The 26,559-nt window shown below is 58.4% G+C and carries 8 protein-coding genes and 1 pseudogene; 4 read left to right on the top strand and 5 right to left on the bottom strand.

Going from position 1 to position 26,559, the window contains the following annotated elements; translation table 11 throughout:
* Nucleotides 1-29 precede the first annotated feature (29 nt).
* The 3 genes and pseudogenes from AAIR21_RS03710 to AAIR21_RS03720 form a co-directional block, all read right to left on the bottom strand.
* Nucleotides 30-16,076: an Ig-like domain-containing protein gene (locus AAIR21_RS03710; RefSeq protein WP_410392182.1), complete on the bottom strand. Its 16,047-nt coding sequence runs from the start codon at nucleotides 16,074-16,076 to the stop codon at nucleotides 30-32.
* 48 nt (nucleotides 16,077-16,124) lie between these two features.
* Nucleotides 16,125-18,035, bottom strand: a pseudogene (locus AAIR21_RS03715) (Ig-like domain-containing protein); the annotation flags it as partial.
* 120 nt (nucleotides 18,036-18,155) lie between these two features.
* Nucleotides 18,156-19,493: a TolC family outer membrane protein gene (locus tag AAIR21_RS03720; protein ID WP_063215356.1), complete on the bottom strand. Its 1,338-nt coding sequence runs from the start codon at nucleotides 19,491-19,493 to the stop codon at nucleotides 18,156-18,158.
* 736 nt (nucleotides 19,494-20,229) lie between these two features.
* Here AAIR21_RS03720 and AAIR21_RS03725 point away from each other — a divergent pair.
* Nucleotides 20,230-20,973: a DeoR/GlpR family DNA-binding transcription regulator gene (locus AAIR21_RS03725; RefSeq protein ID WP_149376560.1), complete on the top strand. Its 744-nt coding sequence runs from the start codon at nucleotides 20,230-20,232 to the stop codon at nucleotides 20,971-20,973.
* Nucleotides 20,974-20,986: 13 nt separating this feature from the next.
* Nucleotides 20,987-22,054, top strand: a complete 1,068-nt coding sequence (locus tag AAIR21_RS03730; protein WP_183516373.1) for an oxidoreductase — start codon at nucleotides 20,987-20,989, stop codon at nucleotides 22,052-22,054.
* A gap of 49 nt (nucleotides 22,055-22,103) precedes the next feature.
* Here AAIR21_RS03730 and cybB read toward each other — a convergent pair whose 3' ends face one another.
* Entirely contained in the window at nucleotides 22,104-22,634 is a 531-nt protein-coding gene (gene cybB / locus AAIR21_RS03735; RefSeq protein WP_183516374.1) for a cytochrome b561, read from the bottom strand.
* Between the two features lie 189 nt (nucleotides 22,635-22,823).
* Between cybB and gap the strand changes: the two genes are divergently transcribed.
* Nucleotides 22,824-23,825 (top strand): type I glyceraldehyde-3-phosphate dehydrogenase, encoded by a 1,002-nt coding sequence (gene gap / locus AAIR21_RS03740; RefSeq protein WP_020884211.1) that lies wholly within the window; start codon nucleotides 22,824-22,826, stop codon nucleotides 23,823-23,825.
* A gap of 48 nt (nucleotides 23,826-23,873) precedes the next feature.
* Here gap and AAIR21_RS03745 read toward each other — a convergent pair whose 3' ends face one another.
* The gene (locus AAIR21_RS03745; RefSeq protein ID WP_044866483.1) at nucleotides 23,874-24,677 is read right to left on the bottom strand and encodes a YdcF family protein; all 804 of its coding nucleotides are present in this window, start codon (nucleotides 24,675-24,677) and stop codon (nucleotides 23,874-23,876) included.
* A gap of 202 nt (nucleotides 24,678-24,879) precedes the next feature.
* Between AAIR21_RS03745 and AAIR21_RS03750 the strand changes: the two genes are divergently transcribed.
* Nucleotides 24,880-26,532, top strand: coding sequence for an MFS transporter (locus AAIR21_RS03750; RefSeq protein ID WP_032681063.1), 1,653 nt, complete (start codon nucleotides 24,880-24,882; stop codon nucleotides 26,530-26,532).
* Nucleotides 26,533-26,559: the final 27 nt, after the last annotated feature.

The raw sequence follows: 26,559 nt of genomic DNA on the forward strand, positions 1-26,559 counted from the left end.
CCGCGAGGATCGCTCCTCGCGGCATAGTTTTACGCAATTAACAGTTGATGATTTGCCAGCAGCGTAGCCAGATCGGTCTGCACGCCGTTCAGCGTGACCAGCGTTGTGGGTGAGAACTGACCGCCGCTACCGTCCAGGTCAACCTGGATTTCGGTATTGCTGCCGTTCTGCACCACGCGGATGTAATCGGTGATATTCCCCGCACTGCCGTCCAGCGTGGCGACCCCGTTCACATAGCTCGCTGAGCCCGTACCGGTGTAGCCGCTGCCTGAAAGCAGGTCGCGCAGGTCAATACGATCCGTATCCGCCGTGCCTTCCCAGGTGCCTACCGTAAAGCCGTTCACCACATCACTGCCGTTACCGCCTGTGGCATTGGAGGCGTTGATCAACGTATAGAGCAGCGTATCGTGACCGCCGCTGCCAATATTGAACGTGTCGTTACCGCCACGGCCTTCGAACTGGTTGTTACCGCTGTTGCCGGTAATGACATCGTCAAAGTCCGAGCCGTTAATGCCCTCAATGTTCAGCAGGCGTGAGGTACCAAACCCGGTGTCCTGCGCGGTAGAAAGACGCAGGTCGACGGTCACGCCGGACGTCGCATTGCGGTAGTCCACCACGTCCATCCCCCCGGTGTTACTCCAGGTGTCGTGATCCGAGTGGGTCGTCCAGCCGCCGGAACCGTTATAGGTATACGTGCCGTCCTCGGCGATAAAGGTGTCGTTATACCCGGTACCGGTAAGCGTCCCGCTGTGCCCTCCGGTTGCTGCTTCGGCAGTGAGGACGTAGCCCTCTTTGCCGTTGCCGGCTTCCAGACCGCTCCAGGTGACGTTATCCGACACGCCATTGGTGATTTTCAGGATCTCGGCCGAGTAAGTTTCATTCGGATCCAGACCGTAGAAACTCACCAGTGCAGAGGTATCGTTCGAACCGATACCGGACTGGGCGTTGATGATCTGCGAGGCCACCAGTACGCCCGCCGCGTTATACAGATTGACCGTATTACCGTAGTAGGCGTTGATACCCTCACTGTCGACAATGTGCAGATGCATCGCCGTGCCGTCGGCAACGGTTTTGCTGTTTTGCACCAGCACCACCTTGCCGTTCTGCTGCGACACCAGCAGATCCTGCGCGCCGTCCCAGTTGTAATCCACGGCGGCCACACCGGTGACGTTCGCCAGTCCGGAAGCCAGCTGACTTGATGTCCAGCTTGAACCGTAACCGTTGTTGGTAAACAGGGTTGCGGTCTGCGATCCGCTGTAGGTACTGAGCTTGATGACGTCCATCTGGCCGTCGGCGTTCCAGTCCACCGCCACCGACAGATACCCTGCAGACGCGTTAGAGGCCTCAACCGCGCTCTTGGTGGTGGAGAGTTTCCCGGTACCGTCGTTGTAGTAGATCACCCCGCCGTTGTTGTTGTAGCTGCTGCCCAGGTACAGATCCATGTAGCCATCGCCGTTGAAATCCGCCCACGTCATCGACGCCGCTGTGGTGGTATTCGCCACGTTTGCAACAAACACGTTAGTCAGGTTCTGACCGAGGGATAACGTCCCGTTACCGTTGTTGTTAATCACGGTAAGCGAGTACGCGCCGCTGCGGTTGGTGTGCTGAACCACATCCACGGTGCCGTCGTTATTCAGGTCGACGCCGGAGATTTCACGCATGGTGGTGAATTGTCCCCAGAACCCGGCGCCGCCATAGTTCCCATCCGGCGTGAGCACCCCTTTGTTGTTAATAAGGTAGGTAATGGAGTCCGCACCGGCATCGCCATACGCAAGGTCCAGATACCCGTCACCGGTTTTATCGTAGGCAATGACACCGCCATACCAGATAGTGGTTCCCATACCCAGTTGGCTGGCGTTGTAAGTGCTGCCATCGTAGGTCCACATCACCTGTGTAGACCCGCCGTAGGTGGTTTCAGTCGCAAAGATGTCCTGCGTGCCGTTACGGTCGAAATCGGCGGCGGTCTGGCTTACGGCAGGGAAGCCACGCGTATTGGTTAGCGCGTTCGCCGCGTAGGTTGAATCATCACTGCTGGAATAGGACTGTCCGTTAGCAATGATATTCCACAGGCCGCTGCTGTTCATGCCGACGGTCATGGTCGAGTTATCGCTGTTACCCGCCGTGGTGGCCCAACTGGTATTCACCGTTGTGGTATCAATCACCAGGCTGCCGCTCGCCGTCCCGGTGGTATTGCCGTTACCCGCACTGCTCTTCACCTGTGCCGTTACGTTATAGCTGGCAACGCTCAGTGCATCGCTGTCCGGGATCTGCAGATACCAGGTGTTGTGATCCGGGTCGACCACCACCGCGCCGCCCGTCTGCGACGTGTAGGTTTTACCGTTCACATTCACCACCAGGTACTCGCCGTTCACCAGATCCGCGGAGACCGTTCCGCTGACAATCGGCGTGGTATCCGATGTTGTCTGCGCGGTAATTGCCGCCGTGGTGGTCGGGATACTGGTATCGACGTTCAGTACAAACCCGTCCGATTCCGTATAGTTACCGGCTTTATCGGTTACCCGCAGGATATACGTATGATTGCCATCGCTCAGGCCGTTATCCTGGAAGGACCAGCTTGCGCTACCGTTCATCGTGACTTGGCCCAGCAGGATCCCGTCACGATAAAGCTGCACAATCTCACCGTCATCCGGTGCGCGGTTCAGCGTTCCGTTGATCAGCGGCGAGCTGTCATCCGTCGCCATCGTGCTGCCAAAGGAGCCCTGACGTTCACCTTCGCCATCGGTATAGCTCACCACGGTGCCCACGGTGGTTGGCGGCGTGGTATCCACCGTCACCACCTGCGATGAGGTTGAGCCCACGTTGCCTGCCTGGTCGATAATCCGCACCTGATAGGTGTAATCACCGTCAGCCAGATCGCGGGTATCGGTGTAGCTCCAGCGCTGGTTGGTTACCGTTGCATCTGTCCAGGTATTCCCGCCGTCCAGGCTAATCTGCACGCGTTCATCATTGGCCAGCGCGCTGCCAAGCGAGCCGTTGAGCGTAAGCGTGGTGTCCATGGTGATGAAATCAGTGCCGGACTGCCCGGTATCTTCACTGATGCTGTCAATGGTGATGCCGTACTGAGGCGCGTGGGTATCAACCGTGACCGTCTGCGACGTGGTTGCCCCGACGTTACCGGCCAGATCGACCACCCGCACCTGATAGTTGTAGCTACCGTCGGCCAGGGTACGCGTGTCGTTATAGCTCCACTGTGTGCCATTCACCGTCGCGTTAACCCAGGTGGTGCCGCCATCCATACTGACCTGAACATACTCGCCCGCACCGGGTTGCGCCCCCAGCGTCCCGTTCAGGGTGTATGACGTTGAACTGGTCAGGAAGTCGTTGTTGTCAAAGCCGGTATCCACGGTGATGTTATCCACGGTCACCGTAATCGCCGCATCCGGGGCAACCGTATCGACAGTCACCTGCTGATGGGCACTGGATCCCACGTTACCTGCGGCATCCACCACGCGCACATAATAGTCATAAGTGGCATTACCCAACGTGCGGCCGTCCACGTAGTACCAGCTGTTGCCGGTGACAATCATATTCTGCCAGGTCACGCCACCATCGATGCTGATTTGCGCATATTCGCCGTCAGCCAGCGTCGCGCCGAGCGAGCCATGCAGCGTCAGCGAGGTATCATGGGTGATAAAGTCGCTGCTGCTCAGGCCAGTGTCATCGCTGATGCTGTCAATGGCGATGGTTTTACTGGCATCGGGTGCCACGGTATCAATGGTGACCACCTGGCTGGTGGTGGCGCTGATATTGCCCGCATCGTCAATCACGCGAAGCTGATAGTTATAATCGCCGTCCGCCAGCGTGCGGGTATCAACCCAGGTCCAGCTCAGTCCGCTGACGCTGACATCCGTCCAGGTTACGCCGCCGTCGAGGCTGATCTGCGCGTGATCGCCACTCCCCAGCGCCGCACCGAGCGTCCCTTTCAGGCTGATCTGGTTATCGCTGGTGATAAAGTCGCTGCCAGACAAACCGGTATCCTGACTGACGGAATCGACCGTAATGGTCGTCGCCGCAGGCGCGGTGAGATCCACCACCACGTTCTGGCTGTCCGTTGCCCCTACGTTACCCGCGTTATCAATCACGCGGACCTGGTACTGATACGTACCGTCCGTCAGGGTGCGGCCATCGGTGTAGCGCCAGGTGGTGCCCGTAACGGCCAGGTCAATCCAGCTCGCCCCGCCGTCCACGCTGATCTGCGCTTTCTCGTTATTGCCGAGCTGCGCGGTCAATGAACCGTTAACAATAATCTGGCTGTCGTTGGTGATGAAATCACTCGCGCTCAGCCCGGTATCGTTTTGCAGGGCGTCGATACTGATCCCCATTGACGGCGCGGTCAGATCCACGGTCACGGTGTGATCGTCGCTGGCAGTGTTACCGATGGTGTTACTCACCTGGGCATGGATCACATACGATCCTCCGTCTGCCAGCGCGGTCACGTCTGCACTGCCTACGGTATAGTTCCAGCTACCGTCAGCCTGCACGGTTGTGGTGTAGGTTTTGCCGTTCAGGGTGATGGTCACCGTCTGGCCAGCAGGCGCGTCGGTGGTACCACTGACCACCAGAGGGATACCATGTTCAGCGGCACTGACGATATCGTCCTGCGCAAAGGTGTGGATAGTTATGGTCGGGACATCACCGTTTAGCGTCACGTCGTGCGTCGCGCTGCCCGGGTTACCGGCCTTGTCGATCACCGTCGCCGTTAGGGTGTAATTCCCGTCGCTCAGGCCGAGGAAGTCATGTCCCGGCACAAAGACCGACCACGAGCCGTCCGCCCCCACGGTCGCCTGATAGTTGTGATCGTTGAAGGAAACCGTCACCGTCTGGCCCTCTTCCGCCGTGGTGGTGCCGCTGATGGTCTGGCCTGCCAGCTGCTCAGCGTTATTGACAATATCGTCATCCGCCACAGTGCCGATGGTTACGGTTGGCGCTACGGTATCCACCGTCAGGGTGTGAGTGGTCTGTCCGCTGTTACCCGCTTTATCGTTGACTGAAGCGGTCAGCGTCAGCGCCCCTTGATTCAGGGCCGCCAGGTCGGCGGCTGGCACATCCAGCGTCCACGTACCATCGTTCGCCACCGTTGCGCTGTAGGTTTTCCCCCCCAGCGTTACGGTAACGGTCTGCCCGGCTTCCGCGCTGGTAGAACCGTGCACGGTCAGCGGCTGCTGTGCTTCTGCTGCATTTAACACGTCGTCGCCAGAGAGCGTATTCACACCGATCACCGGCGCGGTGGTATCCACGCTGATGCCGTGCGTTGCCGACGCGCTGTTGCCCGCGCTGTCCTGGGCAGCAACGGAGACAGGATAATGTCCGCCATCGGTCAGTGCGCCCACATCAGCAGCCGGCACGGTAGTCGTCCAGGAGCCGTCGCTCTGAATGGTGGCGGTGTAGCTTTTACCGTTCAGGGTTACCGTGACCTGCGTCCCGCTGGCAAACTGCGCGCTCGAGCCGTTAATCACCAGCGAGGTGCCTGCTTCTGCCGCGTTGATCACGTCGTCGCCGGCAATGGTATTCACGGTCAGCGCCACCGAGGCCGTGTTGACCACCACATCATGGGTCTTCGTGCTGCTGTTGCCCGCACTGTCGGTAATGGTTGCGCTGAGGGTCGCGGTGCCGTCAGCCAGCGAGGAAATTACGCTGGCCGGTACGCCCACGCTCCAGTTGCCGCTCGCATCTACCGTTGTCGTGTACTGATGAGACCCGACGGTAATCACCAGCCTGTCGCCGACGTTTGCACCGGTTGCACTACCGCTGACGATCTGCGCCTGCGCATGCTCCACGCTGTTGATCACATCATCAACGGCGACCGCGTTAAAGCTGATAACCGGTGGCGTGGTGTCAAGGGTAATGGCTTTATCCGCGCTGCCTGGGTTACCGGCCGCATCGCTCACGCTAACCTGTACGGTGTAGCCGTTGTCGGCCATCGCGGTCAGGTCGGCCCCGGGCACATTCACACTCCACGTGCCGCCTGACTGAACCTGCGCAGTGTACTGCTTATTGCCGAGCGTTACGGTGACCGTCTGACCCGCTTCTGCCGTGGTGGTGCCGGTGATGGCCACACCTGCAGACGCTTCGCTGGCGTTGATCACGTTGTCGCCGGCAACCGTATCAATCGTCACGGCAGGCGCGGTCGCATCGACGCTGTATTCGCGCCCTGCTGAGGCGCTGTTGCCGTTCACGTTGGTGACGCTCACCTGTACGCTGGCATCGCCCTCTTTCAGACCGGCCAGGTCAGCAGACGGTACCGTCGCCGTCCAGTTACCGCTGGCATCAACGGTGGCCGTGTAGTGCTTGCCACCAAAGGTGATGCTGACGGTCTGGTTGGCTTCCACGTTGCTGGTGGTGCCGGAAAGCAGCAGGTCTGCCCCTTTCTCCGCCGCGTTAATCACATCGTCAACGGCAATGGTATCAATGCTGATGGCGACGGTCGCCAGATCCACCGTCACGTCGTGGCTGATGGTCACCGGATTGCCCGTGGTGCTTTGGCCTGCAACGGTAACGGTTACCGTTCCTGCCGGCAGCGCGCTTACATCCGCCGCCGGAATAGCCGCGTTCCAGGTCCCGTCAGCCAGTACGGACGCCGCATAGGTTTTGCCGTTCACCGTTACCGTAAGCATGGTCCCCGCTGCCAGCCCATCGCTGGAGCCGCTGACAATCAGGTTCTGACCCTGCTCAATGCTGTTGATCACATCGTCGCCTGCCACGGTATCGACACGCAGGCCCGGCAGGCTGGCATCGATGGAGATATCACGCTCGCCGGAACCGGTATTGCCGTGTCCGTTGGTAACCGTTGCGGTGACGGTCAGGTCGCCATTACCCAGCGCGGTCAGCACGGACTGCGGGACGTCTACAGACCAGCTCAGATCGCTCTGTACCGTTGTGGTGTAGGTATTGCCACCGACAGAGACCGTCACGGTATTACCCGCTTCGGCGTTCACCACTTTCCCGCCGATCGTCTGGCCTGCCGCCACTTCCGCTGCATTGATGACGTTGTCACCGGCCACGGTGTTGATGGTGACGGTCGGCAGCGCGGTGTCGACCTGCAGGTTCGCCGTATTGCTGACGCTGTTACCCACGGTGTTCGTCGCGGTTGCGCTCAGGGTGTAGTTCGCCTCACCCAGCGCGGCCAGATCCGCTGCCGGTACCGTCAGGCTCCAGCCGCCGTCCGCCGCGGTTGTTGCGGTGTATTGTTTGCCGTTCAGGGTCACGGTGACCAGGGTACCTTCCGCAAGGTTGGCGCTGGTACCGCTGACGCTCAGATCCTGACCTTTCTCCACCGCGTTCAGCACATTGTCGCCGCTCAGGGTACTGAAGCCCACGGAAGGCAGCCCGGTATCGACGGTCACGTTATGTGTACCGGATCCGGTATTGCCCGCGGCATCGGTGACGCTGACGCTGACCGTCACGGTGCCGTCGCTGAGGCCAGAAATCACGTTCGCCGGAACGCCCACGCTCCAGTTGCCCGCGGCGTCCAGCACGGTGGTGTAGGTCTGGCTGCCAAGGGTCACGGTGACTTTATCGCCCGCCGCCGCGCCGGTGGCGGAGCCGCTGACGATCTGTGCCTGCGCATGCTCAGCCACGTTAATCACGTCGTCGCCCGCCACGGTGTTGATGGTCACGACCGGCACCGTCACGTCGACCGTCAGGTTGTGAGCCACCGAGGCCGGGTTACCCGCCTTGTCACTGACGGCGGCCGTTACGGTCACGCTGCCGTCCGTAAGCGCCGCCAGGTCGGCTGCCGGAACGTCCAGCGTCCAGTTGCCGTCTGCCCCCACGGTGGTGGTGTAGTCCTTCCCGTTCAGGCTTACGGTGACCGTCTGGCCCGCTTCGGCGGTGCTGGTACCGGACACCGTCAGGTCAGCTTTCGCTTCGGTCGCATTCAGGATGTCGTCAGCCGCCAGGGTGTTAATCGTTACGGACGGCGCGGTGGTGTCCACGCTGTACTCGCGACCCGCAGACGCGCTGTTGCCGTTGACGTTGGTGACGCTCACCTGCACGCTGGCATCGCCCTCTTTCAGACCGGCCAGGTCAGCAGACGGTACGGTATAAGTCCAGTTACCGCTCGCATCGACAGTGGTGGTATAGATTTTACCGCCCATGGCGAGGGTGACGGTCTGTCCGGCTTCCACGTTGGTGGTCGCACCTGACAGCACCAGATCGGTCCCTTTTTCCGCCGCGTTAATCACGTCATCGGTAGCGATGGCGTTAATGCTGATCGCCACGGTCGCCAGATCCACCGTCACGTCGTGGCTGATGGTCATCGGGTTGCCCGTCGGGCTATCACCGGTAACGGTAATTTTCACGGTGCCTTCCGGCCACGCGCTGACGTCTGCGGCCGGCACGGCTGCGTTCCAGGTCCCGTCCGCCAGTACGGACGCCGCATAGGTTTTGCCGTTCACGGTGACGGTCAGTGCCGTGCCCGCTGCCAGCCCATCGCTGGAGCCGCTGACAATCAGGTTCTGGCCATGCTCGATGCTGTTAATCACATCGTCGCCTGCCACGGTATCGACACGCAGGCCCGGCAGGCTGGCGTCAATGGTGATATCGCGTTCGCTGGAACCGGTATTGCCGTGTCCGTTGGTGACGGTGGCCGTCACGCTCAGTCCGCCGTTACCCAGCGCCGTCAGCACCTCTGAAGGCACGTTGACGGACCAGGTCAGGTCATCCTGCACCGTCGCCGTCCAGCTGTTACCGCCCATCGTAACGGTGACGGTATTGCCCGCTTCGGCGTGGGCAACGGTACCGCTCAGGGTTTGACCGGCAGCCACTTCTGCCGCATTGATCACGTTGTCACCGGCCACGGTGTTGATGATAACGGTCGGCAGCGCGGTATCGACCTGCAGGTTCGCCGTATTGCTGACGCTGTTCCCCACGGTGTTCGTCGCGGTTGCGCTCAGGGTGTAGTTCGCCTCACCCAGCGCGGCCAGATCCGCTGCCGGTACCGTCAGGCTCCAGCCGCCGTCCGCCGCGGTTGTTGCGGTGTACTGTTTACCGTTCAGGGTCACGGTGACCAGGGTGCCTTCCGCAAGGTTGGCGCTGGTACCGCTGACGCTCAGATCCTGACCTTTCTCCACCGCGTTCAGTACGTTGTCACCACTGAGGGTACTGAAGCCCACGGAAGGCAGACCGGTATCGACGGTCACGTTATGGGTGCCGGATCCGGTATTGCCCGCGGCATCGGTGACGCTGACGCTGACCGTCACGGTGCCGTCGCTGAGGCCAGAAATCACGTTCGCCGGAACACCCACGCTCCAGTTGCCCGCGGCGTCCAGCACGGTGGTGTAGGTCTGGCTGCCAAGGGTCACGGTGACTTTATCGCCCGCCGCCGCGCCGGTGGCAGAGCCGCTGACGATCTGCGCCTGCGCATGCTCAGCCACGTTAATCACGTCGTCGCCCGCCACGGTGTTGATGGTCACGACCGGCACCGTCACGTCGACAGCCAGGTTGTGAGCCACCGAGGCCGGGTTACCCGCCTTGTCACTGACGGCGGCCGTCACGGTCACGCTGCCGTCCGTAAGCGCCGCCAGGTCGGCTGCCGGAACGTCCAGCGTCCAGTTGCCGTCTGCGCCCACGGTGGTGGTGTAGTCCTTCCCGTTCAGGCTTACAGTGACCGTCTGGCCCGCTTCGGCGGTGCTGGTACCGGACACCGTCAGGTCAGCTTTCGCTTCGGTCGCATTCAGGATGTCGTCAGCCGCCAGGGTGTTAATCGTTACGGACGGCGCGGTGGTGTCCACGCTGTACTCGCGGCCCGCAGACGCGCTGTTGCCGTTGACGTTGGTGACGCTCACCTGCACGCTGGCATCGCCCTCTTTCAGACCGGCCAGGTCGGCAGACGGCACCGTCGCCGTCCATTTGCCGTCAGCATCCACCGACGCCGTATAGGTTTTACCGCCGAAGAGGATGCTGACGGTCTGATTCTCCTCCACGTTGGAGGTGGTGCCAGAGAGCACCAGGTCCGCGCCCTTCTCAGCCGCGTTAATCACATCATCCGTGGCAATGGCGTCAATCCCGATGGCGACCGCCGCAAGGTCCACCGTCACATTGTGGGTAATGGACACCGGCGTACCGGCGCTGTTCTGCCCCTCAACGGTGACCGCTACCGTGCCTGCCGCCAGCGCGCCAACATCGGCCGCCGGAATAGCCGCACTCCAGGTGCCGTCAGCCAGCACGGTGGCCGGATAGGTTTTATTATTTACCGTTACGGTCAGTGCGGTTCCTGTCGCCAGTCCTTCGCTGGTGCCGGTCACGATCAGGTTCTGACCATGCTCGATGCTGTTGATCACATCGTCACCCGCCACGGTATCCACGCGCAGGCCCGGCAGGCTGGCGTCGATGGTGATATCGCGCTCGCCGGTGCCGCTGTTGCCCACGCCGTTAGTCACGCTGGCGGTGACGGTCAGTTCGCCGTTACCCAGTGCGGTTAACACAGACTGCGGGACGTTGACGGACCAGGTCAGGTCATCCTGCACCGTTGCGGTCAGGGTGTTACCGCCGAGGGTCACGGTGACGGTGTTGCCCGCTTCGGCATTCACCACGGTACCGCTGAGAGTCTGGCCGGTCGCCAGCTCCGCGGTATTGATAATATCGTCGCCAGCCACGGTGTTGATGGTGACACCCGGCAGGACAGACTCCACGTTCACGGTGTGAGTCACGCTGGTACTGTTGCCAACAGCATCGGTTGCAGACGCGGTGAGGGTGTAGATCGCTTCACCCAGTGCGCCGACCTGATCCGCCGGAACGGTAGCCGTCCACAGCCCGTTATCATCCACCGTCGCGCTGTAGGCTTTGCCGTTCAGCATCACGGTGACGAGCGCGCCCGTCGCCAGACCAGACGCGGTGCCGGTGAGGGTGAGATCCTGCGTTTTCTCGGTGCTATTGATGACATCGTCGTCTGAAATGGTGTCAATGGTCAGCACCGGAGCGGTAAGGTTGACGGCCACGTCGTGAGTCGCACTGTTGCTGTTACCCGCTTTATCGGTCAGGGTCGCGGTGATGGTGTGATCCCCGGCGGCCAGAGCAGTGACGTCGGCCGCAGGCACTCCCACGCTCCAGTTGCCCGCGGCATCCAGCGTGGCGGTGTAAGATTTATTATTGATGGTGACGGTGACCACATCACCCGCTGCCGCGCCGGTGACAGACCCGGTGACAATCAACGCCTGCGCGTGCTCAACGCTGTTGATGACGTCGTCATCCGAAACGGTGTGAATGGTCAACTGTGGCACCGTGGTATCCACCAGCACGTCACGATCCACCGAGGCCGGGTTACCCGCTTTGTCGGATACCGCCGCGGTGATGGTGTAGTTTCCGTCGATAATGCCGCTCAGGTCGGTTGACGGTACGCTCAGGCTCCAGCTGCCATCCGCCTGCACGGTGGTGGTGTAATCCTTGCCGTTCAGCGTAACGGTCACGGTCTGACCCGCTTCCGCGTTCGTGATGCCGTTAACCACCAAATCCTGCTGCGCTTCAGACGCATTAATGATGTTGTTGTCGCTGACAATGTCGATAGAGACCGTCGGCGCGGTCGTATCCACGCTGTATTCACGGCCCGCTGACGCGCTGTTGCCGTTCACGTTGGTGACGCTAACCTGCACGCTGGCATCGCCCTCCTTCAGGCTGCCTAAATCAGCAGAAGGCACGGTAGCGGTCCAGTTACCGCTGGCATCCACGGTCGCGGTGTAAGACTTGCCGCCGAAGGTGATATACACGGTCTGGTTGGCTTCGACGTGGGTGGTGGTACCCGACAGGACCAGGTCTGTGCCTTTTTCCGCCGCGTTGATCACGTCGTCGATGGCAACCGCGTTGACGCTGATCGCCACCGCGGCCAGATCGACCGTGACGTCATGCGCGATCGTCACCGGGTTTCCTGCGGTGCTCTGACCCTCAACGGTTACCGTCACCTTGCCTGCGTTCAGCGCGCTGACGTCGGCGGCCGGGATCGCTGCCGTCCATGTCCCGTCTGCCAGAACCGTCGCCGCATAGGTTTTACCATTGACGGTCACCGTCAACGCGGAGCCGGTTTTCAGCCCATCACTGGAGCCGCTAATAATCAGGTTTTGACCATGCTCGATGCTGTTAATCACATCGTCGCCCGCCACGGTATCGACCCGCAGACCCGGCAGGTTGGCATCAATGGTGATGTCGCGGCTGCCGGAGCCGGTATTGCCGTGACCGTTAGTGACGCTTGCCATCACGGTCAAATCGCCGTTGCCAATGGCCTTTAAGACTTCAGGCGGCACATTGACCGACCAGCTCAGATCATCCTCAACGGTGGCGGTCCAGGTGTTGCCCCCCATTGAAATCGTGACAGTGTCACCACTTGCGGCACCGCTGACTTTTCCGCTCAGGGTCTGTCCCGCAGTCACTTCCGCCGCATTGATGACATCATCAATGGCGACAGCGTTAATGGTCACCACCGGTAGCGCACTGTCGACAAGTGCCTGATGGCTGGTGCTCGCGCTGTTGCCTGCGGTATCGGTCACGCTCGCGGTGACCGTGTAGTTCGCTTCGCCCAGCGCCGAGACGTTTGCTGCCGGTACCGTCACGCTCCAGTTGCCGCTGGCGTCAGTCGTGGCCGTGTAGTTAATGCCATTCAGGGTCACGACGATCGTGGTGCCGTCCGGCTGGTTGCTGGTGCCGGAGAGTTGCAGATCTTCGCCTTTCTCGATGGCATTGATCACATCATCGCCCGCAACGGTATTGATAGCGATAACCGGAGCGGTCAGGGAAACCGCAATCTCATGCGTCTGCGTGATGCTGTTGCCCGCTTTGTCGGTGAGGGTCGCAGACATCGTATGGTCGCCATTGCCCAGCGCGCCCGCGTCAGCCGCCGGAATACCCATACTCCAGTTGCCGGACGCGTCCAGCATTGCGCTGTAATTTTTACCGTTCAGCGTCACGGTGATCACGTCGCCTGCCTGTGCCCCGGTGACTGTGCCAGAAACGATCAGCGCCTGACCGTGTTCAGCAATATTCAGAATGTCATCACCGGCAACGGTGTTGAAGGTGATCTGCGGCACGGTGGTGTCCACCAGCACAGACGCATCCGTGCTGGCCGGGTTACCGGCTTTATCCGACACGGTCGCCGTAACGACGGCTGTGCCGTCGGTGATACCGGCCAGATCGGCTGCCGGCACGTCAAGCGTCCAGCTGCCGTCAGCCTGTACCTGTGCGGTGTATTGATTGCCATTAAAGGTCACCGTGACCGTCTGCCCCGCTTCGGCAGTCGAGGTGCCGCTCAGGGTGAGATCCTGTGCCGCCTCTGCCGCATTGAGCATGTTGTCGTGACTGACCGTATTGATGGTGACCGCCGGCGCAGTGGTATCGACGCTGAATTCGTGTGACGAAGAGGCCGGGTTGCCATTCACGTTGCTCACGCTCACCTGAACGCGGGCATCGCCCTCTTTCAGGCCACTTACATCCGCAGCCGGAACGGTGTAAGCCCAGTTGCCATTCGCATCCACGGTGGTGGTGTAGCTTTTGCCGCCAAAGGTGACCGTCACCGTCTGACCGGCTTCGACCCCAGACGTGGTGCCGGAGAGCGCCAGATCGTGTCCCTTCTCCGCCGCGTTCAGCACGTTATCAGGGGTCACGCTGTTAACGCTTATCGCGACCGGGGCGAGATCGACATCCACCACGGTCCCGATATTCACCGGGTTGGCGGAAGCATCCTGTGCGCGGGCTGTAATGTCGAGAGGACCGTCCGGCCACTGGCTGACATCCGCCGCAGGCACCGCCGCTTTCCAGGTTCCATCGGCCAGGACCGTGGCGACGTACTCAATGTTGTTAATGGTCACGGTAACGGTGCTGCCCGCTGCCAGATCGGTGCTGGTACCGGAAACAATGAGATTCTGCCCGTGCTCGATGATATTGATAACATCGTCGCCCGCCACGGTATCAATACGCAGACCAGGCAACTGGGCGTCGATGGTGAAGTCCAGCGCGGCAGAACCGGTGTTTCCGTGCGCATTCGTCACGCTGGCCGTAACCGTCAACTCACCGTTACCGAGCGCGGTTAACTGGCTCTGGGTTAACGGCAGGCTCCAGGTAAGATCGTCCTGCACCGCAACGGTATACGTCTGGCCGCCCAGGGTAAGGGTGACAATGTCGCCTGCCGCCGCGTTGGCGACTTTCCCCGTCAGGGTCTGGCCTGCCGCCAGTTCCGCCGCGTTGATGATGTTATCGCCCGCCAGCGTGTTGAGCGTGACCACCGGCAGCGAGCTGTCTACCAGCACATCATGCGTGGCCGACGCGCTATTACCCACACTGTCCGTGACGCTCGCCGTCACCGTGTAGTGCGCCTCGCCCAGCGCGCTTACTGCGGAGGCCGGTACGGTAACACGCCAGTTACCGCTGGCATCCGTAATGGCGGTGTAGTGAATGCCATTCAGGGCCACGGTGATCGGGGTGCCTTCTGGCTGGTTGCTGGTCCCGGAAAGCAGCAGATTTTCGCCTTTTTCGGTGGCGTTAATCACGTCGTCCGCCGCCAGAGTGTGAATACCTATCTCCGGCGTCACGGTATTAACCACCACCTCCAGCGTGCTGCTGCCAGTGTTGCCAGATTGATCGGTCACAGAGACCGTAATCGTCCAGGTTCCGTCCGCCAGGCCCTGTACCACAGACGCAGGCAGGCCGAGGCTCCAGTTGCCCGCCGCATCCACCACGGTGGTGTAATCCACGTTATTGATGGTCACCGTGACCCAATCACCCGCTGCCGCTCCGGTCACGGAGCCGCTGAGGACCTGCGCCTGGGTATGGGCAAGCTGGTTTATGGTATTGGTATCGGTGACAAAATCGTTAATGGTCACCTGCGGTACGGTGGCATCCACCAGCCCGACGCGATCCGTGCTGCTGCTGTTACCTGCCACATCGCTCACGGTTGCCGTTATCGTGACGGTGCCATCGACCAGTGCGCCGACGTCCGCGGCAGGTACTGTCAGTTGCCAGCTACCGTCATGTTGAACGGTGGTCTGGTAGGTTTTACCGTTCAGCGCGACGGTGACCGTCTGGCCCGCTTCTGCCGTGCTGCTACCGCTTAACACGATATCCTGCTGCGCTTCGGCGGCACTGATAATGTTGTCATCGGTCAGATTATTGATCGTGATGTCCGGAGGCAGCGTATCGACCGTCACCACGCGCGACGCATCGGCGCTGTTGCCGTTAACGTTCGTCACGCTGACGCTCACCTGCGCGCGGCCGTCAATCAACGTTTCCATGGCGCTGGCCGGTACGGTCAGGCTCCAGGAGCCGTCCTGCTGCACCTGCGCGGTATAGGTCCGTTCGGCGAATTTCACCACCACAGTCTGCCCGGCTTCCACGCCCTGCGTCTGGCCAGAGAGCGTGAGATCGCTGCCTTTTTCCGCCGCGTTCAGTCGGTCATCACCGGAGATGACATCAACAGTAACCGCCACGGCGTTCAGGTCGAGTTCGATCGGATGTTCAGCGGCAACGGCATTGCCCCACGCATCTTCTGCACTGACGTGCACTGCGATATGGCCCGGCGTCCAGGACTGGAGGTCGCTCGCCGGGACACCAATCTGCCAGCCACCGGTGGCGTTGACCACGGTGACATAGTCGACGTTATTGATGGTGACGGTGATCTGCGTGCCTGCGGCCAGATGGCTGCTGGAGCCGGTCACGGTAAGATCCTGATGCTGCTCAATGGCATTGATCACGTCATCACCGGAAAGGGTGTTAACGCGCAGACCCGGCAGCGCCGCGTTGATATTGATATCGCGCTCGCCGCTGCCCGTATTGCCGTGGCTGTTGGTGACTGACGCGGTAATGGTCAGGTCGCCGTCGCCGAATGCCCTGAGATCCGCAGACGGGATAGTGAGGTTCCAGGTCAGATCGCTACCCACGGTGGCGCTGTAATGCTTGCCGCCAACGGAAACAGACACCGTATCCCCTGCCGCTGCACCCGTGACACGACCGCTGATCGTTTGATCGGCGGCCACTTCGGCGTTATTCACCCGGTTGTCGCCGGCAAAGGTATTAATGACCACCTGTGGCAACACGGTATCAACCAGCAGTGTGGCCTCCGCTGAGCCGCTGTTGCCCACGCTGTCGGTACCGCTGACGCTGACGGTGTACAGCGTGTTCGCCAGTTGCAGGACGTCGGAAACCGGTACCTGAACTGACCAGCTCCCGTTCTCGACAACGGTTTGATAATTGACGTTGTTCAGCGTCACGGTGATGGCGCTGCCGTCTGGCAGAGTACTGGTGCCGGTCAGGCTCAGCGGCTGCATAGCCTCCTGAGCATTGAGAACGTTATCCTGGCTGATGGCATGAACGGTAAATTCCGGTGGGTTACCGCTCAGCGTAATGCCGTGTGTGGCGCTGCCGGTATTGCCCGCGGCATCGGTAACGGAAACCGTAATGTTGTGGTTGCCTTCTCCCAGCAAGCCCACCACGGACGCAGGCACCCCCACGCTCCAGCTGCCGTCCGCCTGTACCACACCGGTGAAGGTCTGACCGCCAACGGTTACGCTCACGACATCCCCTGCTGCGGCACCGCTCGCCGTACCGGAAATAATCTGCGCCTGGCCCTGCTCGCTGGTATTGAGGATATCGTCGTCAGCAACGGTGTTAATCGTCACGACCGGGGCGGCGGTATCCACGGTGAAATCGACGGTCGTGGAAGATCCGTTCCCCGCTTTATCGCTGACGTTCACCGTTAGCGTATGGTCGCCATTCGCCAGCGATTGCACCTCGCTGGCGGGAAGCGTAACGGACCACGTGCCGTTGGTCCCCACCGTGGCGGTATGATTTTTCCCGTTGAGCGTTACCGTCACAATCTGGCCGGCTTCCGCATCGGTTTTACCGGTGAGCGTCAGCGCCTGGTTGTGCTCAGCCGCGTTGATGACGTTGTCCTGCGCAATCGTATCAACAGAAAGCGCTGGCGCGTTGGTATCCACACCTATCGTCTGGCTGCCGCTCACGGTATTGCCCGCGGCGTCTTTACCGCTGACGTTCACGGTCCAGGTGCCGTCACCCAGCGCCTGTGCATCCGCGGCAGGCACGCTCACGATCCATGCGCCGCCGGCCCCCACTTCCGCCGTGTAGGTTTTGCCGTTCAGCGTGACGGTAAGCCCGGTTCCCTGCGCCAGATTTTTGCTGGTGCCGGACAGCGTAAAGCCAGCGGAGTGTTCGCTGGCATTGATCACGTTGTCACCGGCCGTTGTCCCCAGCGTGATGCTGGCGTCAGCGGTAGAGATTGTGACGGTAATGCTGCCCGCCTGCGTCGTTTTGCTCCCGTCGATTTGCACGACAGACCAGGTATGTTCGCCGTCAGCCTGAGTCGGGAGTTTTACGGTCCAGGTACCCTCTTTCCCGACCATGGTGCTGGCAATGGTGCTTCCGCTGCTGTCTTTAATCTGAATGGTCGCGCCCGGCTGCCCGGTACCGCTAAAGGTTGGGGTGTTGTCGTCCGTGATCGCTTTTCCACTCAGCACACCCTGCTTATCACCCGCGTTGTCCGTCAGCAAAAAGGTCGGCGTCGCGCTTTCAACATCTTTGGTGTTGTCGATGACTTTGGTTTTGGTTTCGCCGTCACCCCCGTGCGCCAGCAGTGCGCCAATGGCACCGCCGCCCAACGCAGCGCCTGCAATCCATCCCCATGGCGCGTCATTGAGAACGCTTCCCTGCTCGAGAAAAGGCTCAATGCTGGCAACCGGCGTAGCCTGCGCGGTTAACTCGGTAACAGCAACGCCAGACGCTTCCCCGGCATCGGCAAAAGAAATATGCGTCAGTTCCTGCTGATCGTTGAAGACCAGTTCTGATTGATTATGGGTCTGTGGATCTTCAACAAAATAGTTATTGCAGCGAATAACGCTGCCGTCTTTCATATAAATAAGCAGGTCTTTACCCTGGCGAACATAACGCACAACATCCTGAGCAGAACCCTGAATTTCAATCACACTCGGCGAAGAAATAGAAACCGACAAATTACCCTCTCCGGTTAATTTCGTTTTCTCGGCCGTTTTGCGAATAATGACATCAACAATTTTTACGTTACTCATTTTCCTCTCCTTGCAGGTGTCCGGATTCCTGTGGATATGTCCACCAAATGGATGTAGCTATCCCTGGGAAAAAGCACCCATTATTTTCTTACTTATTTCGCACAAAAAGACGCGTGTTTTTTAACTCAAATCAGGTAATTTTGCGGCAGCGTTTTTCTCTATTCCGATCAGCGGCATCAAATTATCAACGGCAGATGCGTAATTAATCGCCGAGCTCCAGCCATCATATTCAGCCATTATTTTGGCTGAGGTGGCTTGCCAGACATCCTGTTCAACGCTGAGCAAATCGTTAATGCTCCGCTTGCTCAGGGTATATTCATTTCTGTAAACATCCCGGGCGCGTAACGCGCTTTCCAGCTGCAGCTTCCCCGCCTGCATTCTCCCCTGCGCGCCGGTCCAGTCAGCCTGCGCGACAGAGGCTTTTTGCAGGACATCGAACCGCGCCTGGTCAACCTGAGACGATGCCATGGCCCTTGCCCCTTCGGCCTGGCGAACGCGGGCTGAAACGGCGCCCCCCTGGTATAGCGGCGCGTCAATATTGAGCTGAATCTGGTCATCCCAGTAAGAACGGTTGTCGGACTCGTAGCGGGTGCGGCCTCCTTTCAGGCTTAACGTCGGCCAGTGCTGAGACTTTGCCGTTGCCACGCCATACTGAGCTGAACGCTCCATATTCTGTGCGGCCATGACCGTGGGAATGGCCGAGTAATCAATGCGATTAAGCGAGTCTTGCTCAACGGCAAGCTTCGCCGGTACAGGTGAATAGCGCTCGGCCTCCATGCCAGTCAACACCGCAAGCCGTGCGCGGGCGCTGTTTAACGCCGCGTTATACTGCTCGACCGTGGCCTGCATACCGGCAATGCGCGTGCGCGTCTGAAGCTCGTCAGAGGTTGAGCTGACGCCTGCGTCGGCGCGGAGTTTGGCCAGTTGTTCAACGTTTTTGAGCGCCTGAACGTTCTCTTTGGCGGCCTGCAACAGGTCGGAATAGCGTTTGACTTCTACGTAGCTGAGCGCCGTTTTTTCCGCCACCGCAGACAAGGTGCTCATCAACTGGTAACGATAGCTATCGCGCTGCGCCGTGGACTGGTCGATGCTGTTGTTGGTCTTGCCAAAATCGTATACCAGCTGCGTCAGACTCAATCCCCAGGCCGCAGAATTGCGCAGCGAGCCGCTGGAATCGGTGGTCTGGCTATGGCCGGTGCTACCGTTTAACGATATTTGTGGCATCCAGCCGCTGCGTGCTTCATCTATTTGTGCCTGACCTATTCCCAGTTGCGCGGCCTGCTGGCTAATCGACGGATCGCGATCGATGGCAAAAAGAATACTCTCTTTTAATGTTGTCGCAGCAATCGGAGCAATCCCCACCTGGCGGCTATTCGCAGAGGCCGTATTAAAGGCTAGTGAAATTAATGCCAGGGCGACTGGAAATCTCAGCAACATATTATTCCGCATGATAGTCATTTTTATCTCCCTGACTCTGAATGACGCTTAAATATTTACCCCTAAAGGGGTATAAATAATTCGACAAATATCTTACCTGGGTCCGAATAAATATTGGACAAACGCTCCCCAACCCCATTTCCATTGGAGATGAGAGCCGACCATATTCTTATGACAATAAGAATTTACTTATTTCTTTAACTGGTTTGCAGCATAACAAAATGCGCTATAGGCAACTACACCCACAATGTTAATGTGGTGTTACAGATAAGAAAAAAGATGGGGTTTCTGGACAAAACCTTAAAAAGGGGCTTTCAAATGAAACAAATAAAGTCTTTGTTATTTAAGTAAAATTTTAGAATCGCCGGATGCACATTTTTGCGTTAATTTCAGCATGCGTCAGACACAAAGATTTTCAAAGAAATGTCAATTTAAGTAACCATAATGCCATACGCAACATTAATATCTATTAATATAAAAATACACAGAATTTATTGCTATTTATTAATTTCATTAAAGCATTAATGGTTGCATATTGGTATCACAATGGTTATATCCGCCAGTATGTTTAATAAAACACAACAGTAACATTGCTGTTAACATTTGGAATGAATCACTCACACCGTATTAATAACATTTTAATAATAACCAATGTGAACAATACCGGACATTGATACTTACTGTCGATCAACACCCTTCCCTCTGCGGTAAAATGCTGTAATATGCAACTTATTGCGACATTTTGCGGGATTTACCCATGCACAAAACGGCCAGACAAAAATATGTGCTTGATATCATTAGTGAGCACGGGCAGGCCAGCATTACGGAACTGGCGGACAAACTGCAGGTCTCAGCGGACACCATCCGCCGGGATCTGACCGATCTCGAGAAACAGGGGCTGGCGCAAAAGAACCACGGCGGGGCAATTGCCCTGAATCTGTCGGCCATGAATCGTCAGGGGCGCAATACACTGCTGCCGGAAACCAAACAACGTCTTGGTAAACAGGTGGCGCAGGCTGTTCCGCCAGGTTCGACGCTGTTTCTGGATGCGGGGAGCACGATAATGGCTGTCGCCTCGTTCCTGAAGGGACCGCTGACAATCATCACCACCTCGCTGGATATCGCGTGGCACTTCAGCGACCGTGACGATATCGAACTGATCCTGCTCGGCGGAAAATGGGATCACAAGCAGCGACTGTTTGCCGGCAGCGCCACCCTTTCCCTGCTGTCACGCTACCGCGCGGATATCGCCATTCTGGGAGCCTGTGCTATCCATGCTGAACTCGGTCTGAGCGCCGGAAAAGAGGCCGATGCCGAGGTCAAACGGGCGATGCTCGCGGCCAGCCATGAGCGCTGGATTGTCGCCGACCATCTGAAACTAAACCGCTGTGAACCGTATCTGGTCAGCGGATTATCCAACATCCAGCACCTCTTTTTAGATCGTCCCTGGCCTGAGCTTGGGGACCCTGGCGCAATGCACATTACGGTTTGCGCGAAATAACGTGGAGAAGGTCATGAGTAAAGAGAAGACAATCAACATTGCGCTGATCGGGTATGGATTTGTAGGCAAGACCTTCCATGCCCCGCTGATCCAGTCCGTGGACGGCCTTAAGCTGGCGGTGGTTTCGTCTCGTGATGAAGAGAAGGTTAAACGCGATCTTCCTGATGTTCAGGTGGTGGCAACCCCGGAAGAGGCAATTCAGCATCCCGATGTCGATCTGGTGGTGATTGCCTCCCCTAACGCCACCCACGCGCCGCTGGCAACGCTTGCCCTGAATTCAGGCAAACATGTGGTCGTGGATAAACCGTTCACGCTCGACATGCAGGAAGCACGCGACCTGATTGCCCTGGCGCAAGAGAAGCAACGGCTGCTCTCCGTCTTCCATAACCGCCGCTGGGACAGCGACTTCCTCGGCATTAAGCAGATTATTGAGCAAGGAACCCTTGGCAAGGTCAAACACCTTGAGTCGCACATTGACCGTTTCCGCCCGGAAGTGCGCGTGCGCTGGAGAGAGCAAAACGTGCCCGGTAGCGGTCTGTGGTTTGATCTGGGGCCGCACCTGATTGACCAGACGCTGCAGCTCTTTGGACTGCCACAGTCGGTACAGGGCAATATCGCCACGCTGCGTGACGGCGCGGAAATTAACGACTGGGCACACGTGGTCTTAGATTATCCGCAACATAAAGTGATTTTGCACTGCAGCATGCTGGTGGCTGGCGGAACGGCACGTTTTACCGTTCACGGCGATAAAGGCAGCGTGGTGAAAGCCCGAATCGACCAACAGGAAGCGCAGCTGCTGGCGGGCGTGATCCCCGGCAGTGAGGCCTGGGGCGAGGACAGTGACAGCATGGTGTTCTTTGGTGCAAACGGTGAGCCGCAGACCGTTACCACGCCGAAAGGCGATCAGCGTCAGTACTACATCAACGTGCGTGATGCGCTACTCGGAAAAATCACCAATCCGGTTCATCCGGTCGAGGCGCTGGCGGTGATGGCGGTACTGGAAGCGGCCGTGAAATCCTCAGAGACGGGCACCACTCAGGCGCTGGAGTTAACCCTGGAAGAACGCGCTCAACTGCAATAAAACGCTAAATAAAAGCCCTGCAGACTGCTGCAGGGCTCGCGGTTATGGGTTACTGGCGTTTATTTGGCATCATGCGCAGGAGGGTGTTGTCTTTCCAGAAATAGTGATGCATCAGCGCCGCCATCGCGTGCAGACCAATCACAACGTACCCCACGTTGGCCAGCGTCTCGTGCCACTCTTTCAGAACGTCGACCAGATCAAAATTCGATTCTGCCGCGTGCGGCATCACCAGACCAAAGGCTAACCAGTCAGTACCGCGGTTATACATCATGACAATACCAATCAGCGGCAGCGCGATGAACAGCAGATACACCACCAGATGGCCAAGATGGGACAGTCCGGTCACCATCGGTTTTGGTTTCGGTTCAATCGGCGGTGCGCGGAATTTAAGGCGAACCACTAAACGCGTCACCATTAACACCAGCACAGAGATGCCGCACGAAACGTGGATCATGTTGATTACCGGCCGGGCGGTGCGTGGGAAGAAGCCTTTGAACTCCATCGCGCAGTAGGCGACGATGATTAACAAAAACACCAGCCAGTGGATAGCAATTTGCAGGCTTGTATATTTAGTACGCATGAGATTTCCTGATAAATAACCGATATCGCGCCAACATAATCCCCTTTCCTTAAAAATTCATTAATTTTTCTGTATGGTTTTTCAAATACTTCCCCTCGCATGAAGCTTCTTCAATTGCCGCCCTGTCCGTGATGGTCTAAGCCTGGATGAGTTCAAACTGTCGCAAAGACGCGTTCACAGGAGTACACCATGAGTAAAATTGGCATTAACGGATTTGGACGCATAGGACGCCTTGTCCTGCGTCGCCTTCTTGAAACCCAGGACAGCAACACCGTCGTCGCCATCAACGATCTCACCTCTCCCAAAGTGCTGGCCTACCTGCTCAGGCATGATTCCAACTACGGTGGCTTCCCGTGGAGCGTAGATTTCACCGAAGACGCCCTGATTGTTGACGGAAAAACTATCGCCGTGTACGCCGAAAAAGAGGCAAAACATATCCCGTGGAAAGCCGCGGGCGTGGATATCGTCGTGGAATGCACCGGCTTCTACACGTCGGCAGAAAAATCACAGGCACACCTTGAGGCCGGTGCCAAAAAAGTGCTGATCTCTGCCCCTGCCGGTGAGATGAAAACCATCGTGTATAACGTGAATGACGATACCATTGACGCCAGTGATACGATTATCTCCGTTGCTTCCTGTACCACCAACTGCCTCGCCCCACTGGCAAAAGCCCTGCACGATGCGTTTGAAATAAAAGTGGGCACCATGACAACCATTCACGCCTATACCGGCACGCAGGCGCTGGTGGATGGCCCGCGCGGGAAAGATCTTCGCGCCTCACGCGCCGCGGCGGAGAATATTATTCCGCACACCACCGGGGCGGCCAAAGCCATCGGTCTGGTGATTCCGGCCCTCAGCGGCAAGCTGAAAGGCCACGCCCAGCGCGTACCGGTGAAAACCGGTTCAGTGACCGAGCTGGTCTCGATTCTGGGTAAAAAGGTCACCGTTGAGGAGATCAACGCCGCGCTGAAAAAAGCGACGCAGGGGAATAAATCTTTTGGTTATACCGATGAAGAGATTGTTTCGTCTGATGTGATTGGCTCTCACTTTGGTTCTGTCTTTGACGCCACACAGACCGAAGTATCAGAGGCTGGCGATCTGCAACTGGTGAAAACCGTCGCCTGGTATGACAACGAATACGGTTTCGTCACCCAGCTGGTGCGCACGCTGGACAAATTCGCCTCGCTGTAATGCCTGTCCCCTCTCCGCGGAGAGGGGAATACCGCAAACGGCCTCTGCTCAGAGAAGCGACCGGTGGTTCAGGGCATCCGTAAGCACAGGATCCTGCTTTAACCGTGCCCACGCTGCAGTCACCTCGTCGGGGAATTCAACGTGTGCAATAAAATCACGCCCGGCCGGGCCATAGCCGTTCATGTCATCACAGAGTCGCGGAAGCTCGCCTAAAATGAGCGAGAGATAACGCTCTACCGGCCAGAGGCCAGCGCTCTCCCCGCTGAACACCAGCCCGTTTTCGCCATTTTTCAGCACCGGTGTATAGCCCGGGTGGCTGACCCACTGCGGCGAAGCAGACTCGTCACGGCACACGCGGGCAAAGGTTGCCATCGTGCGGCGTTGCATGGTCGGATCCTGCACGACCAGCACGCGCCCGGACGTCTGATGATGCTGTTTGAGCATGTTCCAGCTAAAACGCGCGTTTTCTCCGCAGTTGGTTGATTGATCGTCAACCCACACGTGCGCATCAGGGATCTGCCAGAACTGGCGGGCAATATCGGCCAGAATGCTTGCTTCCGCTCGCCCCGTTACCGGGACAGTGTGATAACGCGGATGCTGAGCGATGGCCGCATACAAAAACGCGGTCGAATGGCCAATCCCTCCGCTAATCAGTAACGGAACGTCGTGTTCAGCGGCAATACGGCAGGCAGCGTCGATGGTCGGCATCACCGCGTTTCCGGCCAGAATAACCCTGTCAACCGCCGCCACGTCGCGGGTATCGCCCAAATCATCCTGTGCCAGCCACTGGCCGACCGTGTTGATTGCCGCCAGGGTTGACTCCGGCAGAAGGGGAAAATGCGTCTGAACCATGGTGATGTCCTCAGTTGCTCAGGTTCAGATTAACGACTTCAGATCGACAAAACAACGGCCTTCCGGGCCGCTCTTTTTCCTTAACCTGTTCTTCAACATTTGATTAACCTGCGAAAATCATATTCACTTGAATTATCATTTGCGGCAAACGTAGAATCGTTAGCCCACTCATTATTCAATTTTTTCTAAGGTAAAAGACGTTATGCGCCTGCCCGAACGCGACCCTTATGCTCCTCGCGAGTGGCAGCCTCATGAGAAACCCGCCCTCTTGGGTTCGCCCTCCACGCCAGAACACAGCACGCCAAAACGGATTGCCTACGGGGTTGTCGGTCTGCTGGTGTGCCTGACGGGGGCGCTGGGTAATGCGGTGGTCACCGCCAATCTGCAAAATCTGCAGGGGACCTTCGGGGCCTGGTCGACAGAAATCGCCTGGCTCCCGGCGGTGTATGTAATGACCAACATCTCCATCAACCTGCTGCTGGTGAAATTCCGCCAGCAGTATGGTTTGCGCGCCTTCACGGAAGGTTTTCTGGTGCTGTATGTGCTGGTCACCTTTTTCCACCTGTTTGTAAACGATCTCAGCTCCGCGCTGATGGTGCGTGCCGCACACGGGATGGTGGCCGCCGCGCTCAGCTCCCTCGGTATTTACTACCAGATACAGGCCTGGCCCGCGAAACACCGTCTGAAGGCACTGACCATCGGGATTACCGGGTCATCGCTCGCCATCCCCCTCGCCCGCCTCTTTTCGACCGAGCTGCTGCAGCTTGACGAGTGGCGCGGGCTTTACTTCTTTGAGCTCGGGCTGGCGCTCATTTCACTGGCCTGCGTGATAGCGTTGAAATTGCCTCCTGGCGACCGGCGCAAGGTCTTCGAGAAAAAAGACTTCATCACCTTCTTTTTACTGGCCCCGGGGATGGCGCTGCTCTGCGCGGTGCTCTCCTTAGGCCGTCTTTACTGGTGGTTTGAAGCGCCGTGGATCGGCTGGTCGCTGGCATTAGCGCTGGTATTAATCGTGTCTGCGATCGTGTTTGAACATAACCGTTCTAACCCGTTGCTGAATACCCGCTGGTTGTCGAGCGGCAGCATCGTGCGTCTCGGGCTCATTATGCTGCTGATCCGCATCGTGCTGGCGGAGCAAAACACCGGCGTTATCGGCTGGCTGCAGTATGTCGGCTTGCAGAATGAGCAGATGACCCACCTGGCGTGGTCTATTTTTGCCGGTATTGTCTGCGGGATTGTGACCAGTTGTTTGACCATCAAGCCCACAAAACTGGCGTGGCCGATCATTACCTCGCTGGCGCTTATGATTGTTGCCTCCCTGCTGGACAGCCAGTCGAACAACCTGACCCGCCCGGACCAGCTGATGCTCAGCCAGTTCCTGCTGGGCTTCGGCAGCGCCTTCTTCCTCGCGCCCGCCATGCTGGCCGCCATTGGCGGGGTTATCGCCGATCCGCGCAACCTGGTGAGCTTCTCGGTGATGTTTGGCATGAGCCAGAACCTCGGCGGCCTGCTCGGCTCTGCCATCCTGGGGACCTTCCAGACCTGGCGCGAGAAATACCACTCCAGCATGCTGGCCGATCAGCTTACAACCCTGAACCCGCTGGTGAATGACCGTATTCAGGCTTACACCGGGCTGTACCGGAGCCTGATTGGCGACAGCTCGCTGCTGGGCACCCAGGCCATCACCCAGCTGCAAACGGTTTCATCGCTTGAAGCAAATATTCTGGCTTATAACGATACTTATTTACTGACGGCGAGCATTGCCGCCGCCACCCTGGTCTGGATTTTATGGCGCTTGCTGCGCCTGCGCCTGACTGCCCGTATGGCCCTGAAGAAGGCAACAGGCAACAAGTAATGAATATGAAGATGATTTCTCTGGAGA

Origin of the sequence: Enterobacter sp. PTB, from assembly GCF_051130085.1 — a bacterium.
Classification (GTDB): domain Bacteria; phylum Pseudomonadota; class Gammaproteobacteria; order Enterobacterales; family Enterobacteriaceae; genus Enterobacter; species Enterobacter ludwigii.

Coding starts and splice junctions, on each gene's coding strand:
- AAIR21_RS03720 (WP_063215356.1), bottom strand. CDS start 19,493: ATGACTATCATGCGGAATAATATGTTGCTGAGATTTCCAGTCGCCCTG.
- AAIR21_RS03725 (WP_149376560.1), top strand. CDS start 20,230: ATGCACAAAACGGCCAGACAAAAATATGTGCTTGATATCATTAGTGAG.
- AAIR21_RS03730 (WP_183516373.1), top strand. CDS start 20,987: ATGAGTAAAGAGAAGACAATCAACATTGCGCTGATCGGGTATGGATTT.
- cybB (WP_183516374.1), bottom strand. CDS start 22,634: ATGCGTACTAAATATACAAGCCTGCAAATTGCTATCCACTGGCTGGTG.
- gap (WP_020884211.1), top strand. CDS start 22,824: ATGAGTAAAATTGGCATTAACGGATTTGGACGCATAGGACGCCTTGTC.
- AAIR21_RS03745 (WP_044866483.1), bottom strand. CDS start 24,677: ATGGTTCAGACGCATTTTCCCCTTCTGCCGGAGTCAACCCTGGCGGCA.
- AAIR21_RS03750 (WP_032681063.1), top strand. CDS start 24,880: ATGCGCCTGCCCGAACGCGACCCTTATGCTCCTCGCGAGTGGCAGCCT.